This is a genomic window from Mycobacterium sp. (genome assembly GCF_040509115.1).
Lineage (GTDB): Bacteria > Actinomycetota > Actinomycetes > Mycobacteriales > Mycobacteriaceae > Mycobacterium.
The window spans coordinates 18119-27084 of the sequence record NZ_JBEVLO010000005.1 but is presented as its reverse complement, the minus strand read 5'-3'; the positions used below and the strand labels follow the sequence as shown (position 1 = coordinate 27084).

The 8966-nt window shown below is 68.1% G+C and carries 10 protein-coding genes; 4 read left to right on the top strand and 6 right to left on the bottom strand.

What is annotated here, in order from left to right; all coding sequences use genetic code 11:
- Nucleotides 1–15: 15 nt before the first annotated feature.
- Both ABW137_RS00500 and ABW137_RS00495 read right to left on the bottom strand, forming a co-directional pair.
- A complete protein-coding gene (locus tag ABW137_RS00500; protein WP_526395797.1) occupies nucleotides 16–606 on the bottom strand; it encodes an Rv1733c family protein in 591 nt (196 codons plus the stop codon).
- Nucleotides 607–720: 114 nt separating this feature from the next.
- A complete protein-coding gene (locus ABW137_RS00495; protein ID WP_526395796.1) occupies nucleotides 721–1884 on the bottom strand; it encodes an NAD-dependent formate dehydrogenase in 1164 nt (387 codons plus the stop codon).
- A 201-nt stretch (nucleotides 1885–2085) separates the two neighbouring features.
- Here ABW137_RS00495 and ABW137_RS00490 point away from each other — a divergent pair, with 201 nt between their 5' ends.
- From ABW137_RS00490 to ABW137_RS00475, 4 genes are all read left to right on the top strand, one after another.
- Nucleotides 2086–3042 (top strand): LysR family transcriptional regulator, encoded by a 957-nt coding sequence (locus ABW137_RS00490; protein WP_526395795.1) that lies wholly within the window; start codon nucleotides 2086–2088, stop codon nucleotides 3040–3042.
- A gap of 94 nt (nucleotides 3043–3136) precedes the next feature.
- Nucleotides 3137–3769: a TetR/AcrR family transcriptional regulator gene (locus ABW137_RS00485; RefSeq protein WP_526395794.1), complete on the top strand. Its 633-nt coding sequence runs from the start codon at nucleotides 3137–3139 to the stop codon at nucleotides 3767–3769.
- The gene (locus ABW137_RS00480) at nucleotides 3747–4541 is read left to right on the top strand and encodes an SDR family NAD(P)-dependent oxidoreductase (protein ID WP_526395793.1); all 795 of its coding nucleotides are present in this window, start codon (nucleotides 3747–3749) and stop codon (nucleotides 4539–4541) included. The genes ABW137_RS00485 and ABW137_RS00480 overlap by 23 nt, the downstream gene beginning before the upstream one ends.
- Nucleotides 4542–4551: 10 nt before the next feature.
- Entirely contained in the window at nucleotides 4552–5436 is an 885-nt protein-coding gene (locus ABW137_RS00475) for an NAD-dependent epimerase/dehydratase family protein (RefSeq protein ID WP_526395792.1), read from the top strand.
- On the opposite strand, the gene ABW137_RS00470 is transcribed toward ABW137_RS00475, so the two are convergent.
- From ABW137_RS00470 to ABW137_RS00455, 4 genes are read right to left on the bottom strand one after another with little or no spacing between them, the layout of a single operon-like run.
- Nucleotides 5433–6011 (bottom strand): uridine kinase family protein, encoded by a 579-nt coding sequence (locus tag ABW137_RS00470; RefSeq protein WP_526395791.1) that lies wholly within the window; start codon nucleotides 6009–6011, stop codon nucleotides 5433–5435. The two genes, ABW137_RS00475 and ABW137_RS00470, sit on opposite strands and share 4 nt — an antisense overlap.
- On the bottom strand, nucleotides 5998–6774 hold the full coding sequence (locus ABW137_RS00465) for an energy-coupling factor transporter transmembrane component T family protein (protein ID WP_526395790.1): 777 nt from the start codon (nucleotides 6772–6774) through the stop codon (nucleotides 5998–6000). The genes ABW137_RS00470 and ABW137_RS00465 overlap by 14 nt, the downstream gene beginning before the upstream one ends.
- Nucleotides 6771–8267, bottom strand: a complete 1497-nt coding sequence (locus tag ABW137_RS00460; RefSeq protein WP_526395789.1) for an ABC transporter ATP-binding protein — start codon at nucleotides 8265–8267, stop codon at nucleotides 6771–6773. Before ABW137_RS00460 ends, ABW137_RS00465 begins: the two co-directional genes overlap by 4 nt.
- Nucleotides 8264–8890, bottom strand: a complete 627-nt coding sequence (locus tag ABW137_RS00455; RefSeq protein ID WP_526395788.1) for an ECF transporter S component — start codon at nucleotides 8888–8890, stop codon at nucleotides 8264–8266. The genes ABW137_RS00460 and ABW137_RS00455 overlap by 4 nt, the downstream gene beginning before the upstream one ends.
- Nucleotides 8891–8966 lie beyond the last annotated feature (76 nt).

Below are 8966 nucleotides of genomic sequence, written 5' to 3'. Positions count from 1 at the left end.
CAGACGCAGCGGGGGTTAGGGCCGGTGAGTGGCGGATCCGCCGCCGTTGTCGACGAGCTCCCGCAGGCCACGGTCCCACTCGCGGGCGCGAGTACGTCCCAGCTTGGCACCGATGCCGACCAGGGCCGCGCCGATCACCGCTGCAATCGCCAACCATGCGACGACGACCGTGCCGACGGCGACGATGCGTGCATCGGCCTCCGTTGGCGGGGGTGTGGTCGCCTTGCCGTCGTCGTTCAGCCAGATGCGCACCTGCTCGCCGGCCTTCACCGGCTGCTCGACCTGTGTCATCGTGTCGTGCACGCCGTTCGGGGCGGTCCAACGGACGTGCGCCAGGAACGCCGTGGTGGTCGACTCGGTCTGCGACGGCTGCGCCGTGCTGTCTTCGAGAGCGGTGGCCGCGACCTGGTGACGAGTCGCAGCCTCGGCCGCAATGGCATCGGAACGTGTCGCAAAACCAAGTTGGCCGAGCAACACGGCCGGATAGACCGCGACGATCATCGTCAGAAGGCCGATCGCAAGCGCCAAACCCTGGACGCGGTCGGCGCCGCGAGCCAACGGGTTGCGTCCGGCTGCGCATGCTGCCCACCAGCGAAGGGCGCTCACGGCCGACGACACCTTCGTGCCGTCGTCCGCAAGTAACGCATCTCCTCATGGTCCCGCAAGAGCCGGTTCCGTCGCTACCCAGTGCACCGCGACGTCGATCACACGAGCGCCAAGTCACACCGTGCGGGTGCTGTACGAGTGAGCTCCCACTCCAGCGAGTTGTCCCGCATCGACGATCAGGTACTCGTCGCGGATCGGAGAACCGCTGAAGTAGGACTCGAGGATCTCCCGCGTACCCGCGGCGTAACGAGTCTGCGCCGACAACGAGGTCCCGGAGATATGGGGCGTCATGCCGTGATGGGGCATGGTGCGCCACGGGTGATCGGCCGGGGCCGGCTGCGGGTACCAGACATCGCCTGCGTACCCCGCCAACTGGCCGCTCTCCAGGGCGCGCACGACGGCATCCCGGTCGACGATCAGGGCCCTCGCGGTGTTGATCAGGTAGGCCCCGCGACGCATGGTCGAGAGAAGTTCGTCGTTGAACAGGTTCTCGGTCTCCGGGTGCAGCGGTGCGTTGATCGTGACGACGTCGACCTGGGGTGCGAGGTCCGCCGCCGTCGGGTGGTACGTCAGGTTGAGTTCCTTCTCGATCTCAGCGGGCAGCCGGTGACGATCGGTGTAGTGCAGCCGCACGCCGAACGGTGCGAGGCGACGCAGGACGGCCAGCCCGATGCGGCCTGCGGCCACCGTGCCGACGTCCATGCCCTCCAAGTCGTAGGACCGAGCGACGCAGTCGGCGATGTTCCAGCCACCCTTGCGAACCCATTCGTTGGACGGAAGGTAGTTGCGGACCAGCCCCAGGATCATCATCACGACGTGCTCGGCGACGCTGATGCTGTTGCAGTAGGTCACCTCGGCAACGGTCACTCCGTGGGCGATCGCAGCGTCGAGGTCAACGTGGTCGGATCCGATGCCCGCGGTGAGCGCCAACCGAAGGTTGGGTGCGTTCTCGATGCGCTCCTTGGTGAGATACGCCGGCCAGAACGGCTGGGAGATCACGATCTCGGCGTCGGCCAGGTGACGGTCCAGCTCCGAGTTGGGGCCCTCCTTGTCGGAGGTGACCACCAGTTCGTGTCCGAGCCCCTCCAGGTACTTCCTGAGGCCGAGTTCACCAGACACGCTGCCCAACAACGTCCCTGGCGTGAAGTCAATGGCCGAGGGGCTTGGCAACGTCTGACCGCCCGGATACCCGTCGATCTTCGGCAGGGTGTCACGCGCGTACTGCGTCGGATACCCGTCGATCGGATCGTCGTACAACACGCACACTACTTTGGCCATGATCGTTCCTTTGTTCGTCTGAGGTCCGGGTATCTCACCCACCTGGCGCGATCCGGTTGGGGCGCAACATGAATCGTGTCCGACGCGGATCGGCGTCGACAAGGGGGTGTAATGACGGAAGATTCGATCTCTTGATAGGTATCGTCAATGAAGGCGAGCCGCTACTCACGGGTCCGGCCTGAGTCTTCGACGGGAGCACGTGTGCACGGTGAAGTATTGGTCCGTCAGCTCGAGTACCTCGTCGCGTTGGCGCGCGAACGCCACTTCGGCCGCGCCGCCCAGCTGTGTCACGTCAGCCAGCCGACGCTGTCCGGCGCGATCGGAAAGCTCGAGTCCAACCTCGGCGTGATGCTCGTGCTGCGCGGTCGACGCTTCGAGGGCTTCACCGAGGAGGGGGCCCGCGTGGTGCGGTGGGCGCACCGGATCCTGGCCGAACGCGACGCGCTGCTCGCTGACGTCGACCGGATGCACGGCGGCATCACCGCGACGGTCCGGATCGGCGCCGTGCCGACCGCGATCCCGGCGACGCCGCTGATCACCGAACGATTCAGCAAGCACAACCCCATGGCCGGAGTTCGGATCGAAGCCCTCTCGTCCCGCGAGATCGCCAGGCGCCTGGCCGAATTCGAGCTCGATGCGGGGGTCACGTACCTCGACGACGAGACGCCACCCGGAATCCGGCGCGTCGAGCTGTACCGCGAGCGCTACCTGCTGCTTGTCGAGAAGTCGCACCCGGCAGCCGCCGGCGCCGTGGCGGAGTGGGAGGCGGCGGCCCAGTTGCCGCTGTGCGTGTTGAGCTCGGAGATGCGCAACCGTCGCATCCTGGATGCCACGATGGCGTCGGTGGGAGAACGGATCAGACCCGCGATCGAGACCGACAACGTCGGCGCGCTCTACGCGTACGTCGCCACCCGAGGATTACCCAGCATCGTCGCCCATACCTGGCTGCATGCCTTCGGCGTGCCAGATGGCATGTGCGTCCGCCCGCTTCGGGAGATCAGACCCAGACCCGTTCTGGGCTTGGTGCTGTCGGACTGGACTCCACCGTCGATCATCGCCGACGCCCTCGCCGATTCCCTTCGCGACGCCGACCTGTCCGGGTTGCTCGATGAGTCCATGGCGGCCGCCCTCGGTGAATGCGCGGACCCGGGCAACTAGATCGCAGCAGGGCGCGGCTTGCCGCGGATGAAACGAAAGCGTACTGTCGCTCTCATGAAACGATATCGTTCCATCCGACCGTCCGGGGGCGGTGGTGGCTGACCAGCTCGCGAAGCGGCCACGCATCGAGGGCGAACGCGAACGTGAGATCTACACGGCCGCAACCGAACTCCTCGCCGAGGTGGGGTACGATCAGCTCACCATCGACGCCGTTGCCGCGCGCGCCAAGGTGAGCAAGGCCAGCATCTACCGGCGGTGGGGCGACAAGGCGGCCCTCGTCGACGCGGCGATCGAGTGCCAAGAAGTCGATGACCTGACACTGCCCGACACCGGCTCTCCAGTGGACGACGTCGTGGCGCTGGTTGCAACGCCGGGCTTCTTCGATCCCGACCGCGCAGCGATCGTCAGTGCGCTCGCCACCGCCGTCCACCGCGATCCCGAACGTCACGACGGCGCCCGTCGACGGCTCGTCGACGACGGCACGAAACACGTGCGCGAACTCCTGCGCCGTGCAGTGCGACGCGGGGATCTCGTCGCCGACGCCGACGTGGAGTTGTTGTCGTCGGTCATCCCGGCGATGGTGCTCTTCCGCATGACCTATCAGACCGTCGGCACCTTCAGCGCCGACTACCTCCATGGCGTCGTCGAGGACATCCTCTCGCCGGCCATTCGCCACCAATCGAACACCGAGAAGAAGGAACACCGTGGATCTCCAACTCGCCGGTAAGACGGCGCTCATCACCGCCGCACCATCGGGAATCGGGCTCGCCACCGCCACCACCCTGGCAGCCGAGGGAGCAACCGTGATCATCAACGGGCGCAACGCCGAACGGCTGCACCACGCTGCAGAGCAGATCCGCGAGCAGGCCCCCGACGCCGTGGTTCGACTCGTCGTCGCCGATGTCGGGACGAAGGAGGGAGTCGAGACGTTGACCACCGCCGAGCCGCGCGTCGACATCCTGGTCAACAACGTCGGGATCTATGCGCCAACCGACTTCACCGCCATCAGCGACGCGGATTGGACCCACTACTGGGAAGTCAACGCGCTGAGCGGCGTTCGCCTCGCCAGGCACTATCTGCCGGACATGCTGAGACGCAACGACGGCCGGATCGTCTTCCTCGGCACCGACGCCGCCGTCATGGTCAGCTCGGAGATGATGCACTACCAAGTGACGAAGGCCGCCGCGATGGCGCTCGCTCGTGGACTGGCCGACCTCACCCGGGGCACCGCGGTCACCGTCAACTCGGTGATACCCGGGCCGACCGCGACCGACGGAATGAACGAGGTCCTCGACGGCATCGCCGAGAAGGCAGGCATTGGCCGCGACGACGTGGCCGGTGGGCTATTCGCTCAGGGACGACCCGCATCGCTGCTGCAACGCTTCGCCACGCCGCAGGAAGTCGCCAACCTGATCACCTACCTCGCCAGCCCCCTGTCGGCTGCCACCAACGGCGCCGCAGTGCGCGTCGAGGGCGGCAGCATCCCGACCACGGTATGAGGCAACGCGCATGACCATGAACGTCTTCGTCGTCGGTGCCACGGGTTTCGTCGGCTCTGCCATCGTTCGGCAGCTGCGCGCCGAGGGCCACGGCGTCGTGGGGTTGGCGCGCAGCCCCGACGCCGCGGAGCACCTGCGCGCCGGGGGATGCGAGGCGGTCGACGGTGACCTCGACGACCGACTCGGCGTCGCGCTCTCCGCGGCGGCGAGCGCCGATGCGGTCGTGTACGCCGCGCAGACGTCGCCCGACCGCGAGGCCATCGTCGTCTCCGAGTTCCTCGGTGCGCTGGCGGGAACGGGACGCACGTTCCTCTTCGTTTCTGGCACCGGAGTTTTCATGCAGCGCACCGCAGGAACGTGGAGCGACGACAGCTACGCCGAGGACGACCCGTTCGATCCCGAGCCCCTCGCGTTGGCGCGAGTGCACACCGAGACCGCGGTGCGTGCCGCCGCGTCGTCGGGAGTGCGGACCGTGGTGGTGCGGCCACCATATCTCTGGGGCGAAGGCGAACACGGCCACCTCAGCGCGATCCACCAGTCGGTCACCAAAACGGGATCGGCCTGCTACGTGGGCGAGGGACTGAACTGCTACACCAATCTGCACGTGGCAGACGGAGCGCGGTTGGTCACCGCCGCGCTGGCCGGCGGTACGCCGGGCGCCCTCTATCACGGGGCCGCTGGCGAGGTCGCCAATCGATGGATCGCCGAAGCCGTTGCGAGGGAGCGGGGCTGTGCCACGCGGAGCGTCACGACGGATGAGGCAGCGGATCTCTGGGGTGAGTTCACCGCGTTGATCATGGGGGCAAGCAGCCGTTGCCGGTCGCCGCGAAGCCGTCGCGAACTAGGCTGGCGGCCCATCCATACCGACCTTCTCTCGACGGTCGGAGCGCTTTAGCCGCCGGGTGTCCAGACGGCCTCGGAGCGATTCGCGACGCGAGTTCCATCGGCGGCCTCGGTCACGATCAGGTCGGCCACCGCGTACGGCTGGCAGCGGGCGATGTAGTCGTCTTCCTGTGCAGCCCACCGATCCCAGTGCGGGATGAACGTCTCGCCATCACGGGCCAGCGCGCGCCGCTTGCGCTCGCCATCGGGTGTCTCGACCCAGATACCGAGATCGGCGAGGGTGCGATTGGCGACCGTCAGCGTGCCGACGCCCTCCACGATCAGGCGGCCGCCGGGTGTGACGGTGTGCCACTGCGATGGGGAGCCGGTGGCCCAGTCCCAGCGACGCCAGCGCCCCGCACGTCCGGCGGCGCGGGGCTCCAGGAGTTCGGCGCGAATGTGTTCACTGGCCCAGGCCAGGCCGTCCCATCCGGGGTAGACGTCGTCGAGGCGCACGACGACGCTGCCCTGCCAAGTGCGCTGCAACTCGTCGGCGAGCATCGACTTGCCCGCTCCGGACCGACCGTCGATGAGCACGGTCTTGGCGTCGATGTCGGTCAGCCGCAGGGCGAGATCAATGGCTGCCAAGGAAGTTCCAGTGTCCGGTGGCGATCGACAGCGCGATGGCCGTCGAAACCACGACCAAACCCGTTGCGATGAGGGCGCTGTCGCGCCAGCCGAACTCGGAGGTTCGGGCCCACGTCCGGGTCGGATACGCCCCGAACCCGCGTGCCTCCATCGTCGTGGCCAGCATGGATCCCCGCCGCACGGCGAAGACCAGCAGTGCGAAGGACTGGCCTGCGACGCGCCGGATCCGGGCGTGGTCGGCGACCCCGCGCGCTCGGCGGGCGTATCCCAGGTAGCGCCAGTCCTGTCCGAGGAGGCCGACGAGGCGCAGACCAGCCAACGCTCCAAGAACGAACCGCGCGGGCAGCTTCAGTACCTGACCGAGCCCGTCGGCCAATTCGGTCGCTTCGATGCCGATGAACAGTGCCACCGATGGCAACGCGATCGCCAGTACTCGCAGAAACGTGGCGAACGCCAGGGTGATTGAGCCGTCGCTGACCGTGATGAGCAGGAAGTGCCAGTGCACGACGCCGCTTGACTCGCCGTAGAGCAGGATCGTGACCGCGGTCAACCCGGCCGCCAGCACGAGCAGGGCGACCCGCGGAAGCAACGGCCGCAACGGTATTCGCAACGCCAGGATCAGCGCGACCTCCATGGTCAGCGCGGCCGCCGCCGATACCCAGTCCAAGCTGGGCAACAGGCCCGCCGCGATGACCAGGGCGGTCGCCAGCTTGCCGATGGGATTGAGGCGGGCCGCCGGGACGACGGCTGGGTCGGCGGTCACCGCGTTGCCTGGGCCGGGGCTTGCGACGGTGCCGCGGCCAGCTCGATACGGTGGTCGGCCAGCAGGTCGGCGAAGTCGCCGTCGTGGGTGATCGCCACCAACGCCGTTCCGGCTGCGGTGATTTCCGCAAGCAGCCGCACCAACTCCTCCCAGGTGACGCGGTCCTGGCCGAACGTGGGCTCGTCGAGGACGATCACCTCGGGGTTGGTGGCCAGCACCGTGGCCACCGACAAGCGCCGCTTCTCGCCACCGGAGAGGGTGTACGGGTTGACGTCGGCCAGATGGTCCAGCCGGAGGCGCTCCAGCAGGGATTCGCTCACCTCGGCGACGACGGCGCGGTCGCGTTTGAGCGCCCGGAGTCCCAGGGCCAGCTCGTCACGCACAGTGCTGGCGAGGAACTGGTGCTCGGGATCCTGGAACACACTGCCGATCCGGGTGAGCAGTTCCCGGGAGCGCCATCGGATGGGTTCGAGGCGATCCGGGGTCGGGGCGAAGGTGAGTGCGGCGTCGACTCTTCCGCCGTGCGGTGGCAGCAGGCCGCCCAGGGTGAGCGCCAGTGTCGTCTTACCTGCACCGTTCGGGCCAGTGACGATAGTGGTTGTAGCCCGGTTGATTTCGAAGTTCAGGCCAGTGTGGAGCGAAGCCCCGCCGCGATGGCCGAAGGAGAGATCGGTTGCAGTGAGTAGCGGCTCGCCCGGTGCTGCGCGGCGGGGCGGGATCTCGGGCAGCGGGGCGCCGGGGACCCACACTCCGGCCCCGGTCAGACGGTCGCGCTCACGGTCGACGATCACCCCGGGCGGTCCGTCGGCCACGATCTGACCCTCGGAGCCCAGGACGATCACGCGATCGACGACGGGAAGCCAGACGGCGGTGCGATGTTCGACGACGATGAGTGTCGCGCCGGTCTGTTCGGTGGCGGCGGCAACGGCGTCGCGCACCTCCAGGACACCAGCCGGATCCAGATTGGCGGTCGGCTCGTCGAGCAGAAGCAGGCCGGGATTCATCGCGAGCACGCCTGCCAGCGCCAGCCGTTGCTGCTGGCCTCCGGACAGTCGCGAAGTATCGTGGGCCAGAGGCAGATTCAGGCCGACGGACGACAGTGCGCGGCGTACCCGAGGCCAGATGTCCTGGCGCGCGACGTTGTAGTTCTCCATGCCGAATGCGACGTCGTCGCCGACGCGGGACAGGATGACCTGGGCATCCGGGTTCTGCATGACCATGCCGATGCGGCTACGGCGGTGGCCGGGAGCCGCCCCGTCGACCAGTAGGCGGCCGGCTTCGTCGCCCTCCTCGCTCCCGCCGAGCACGCCGGCAAGGCCGTGCAACAACGTCGACTTCCCGGAGCCGGACGCACCGAGCAGCAGGACCCGCTCACCCGGTTCGATGTGCAGGTCGAGGTCCTGCAGCGCCCACCGTGCGCGCCCGGCGGGCCGCCACCCCCAGCCTTCGGTCGCGACGGTGACGCCGCCGACCGATTGGGCGACCGCGCTCATCGAATCGCGGGGGATCGCTGCCCAACCCGGCCGGACTCGAATCGGGACAGGGCGCCGGTCTTGGCGAGCGACCTGACCACCAGCCAGGACAGCGCGCCGGCGATCAGCGCACCGGAGACGATGCCGGAGGCGGTGTAGATGACCGCGAACGTCGTCCCCGATCCGGGGTACCAGAGGATGAGGTCGTTGATCGCCATGGCCAGGCCGGCCGCCGCGCCGGCAAGCACGGCGACGGGGAGATTCCATCGGCGGTAGAGGAAGAGGGCGAAGACGAGTTCGGCCGCCGCGCCCTGGACTAGACCGGATTCCAGCGTGAGCACGCCCCACTGGTTGCCGACCAATGCCGACACGGTCGCGGCGACGAGCTCGCCGTACAGGGCTGCCCCTGGCTTGCGGATCACCAGCGCCGTCAACACGCCTGCGAACAGCCACCCGCCACCGGCGAGGCCCTGCAGCCCGGGCAACACCGCGGTGAGTGATGCGCCGATGGGGTTGGAGGCGATGTTCCACAGCACGAACACCAGCCCCGCGGCGACCGCGAGCACGCTCGCCACGACGATGTCGACGACGCGCCAGCGCCATGCGGGTGGGTTGGTGGTGCGATCGAGATCTGATTGGTTCACGAGTAGTCCTATGTCTAGGTGCCACGGGTCCGCCGGAGAGCCCGGGCGCGGTGAAGCTGAGGAAGGCGAGCAGACC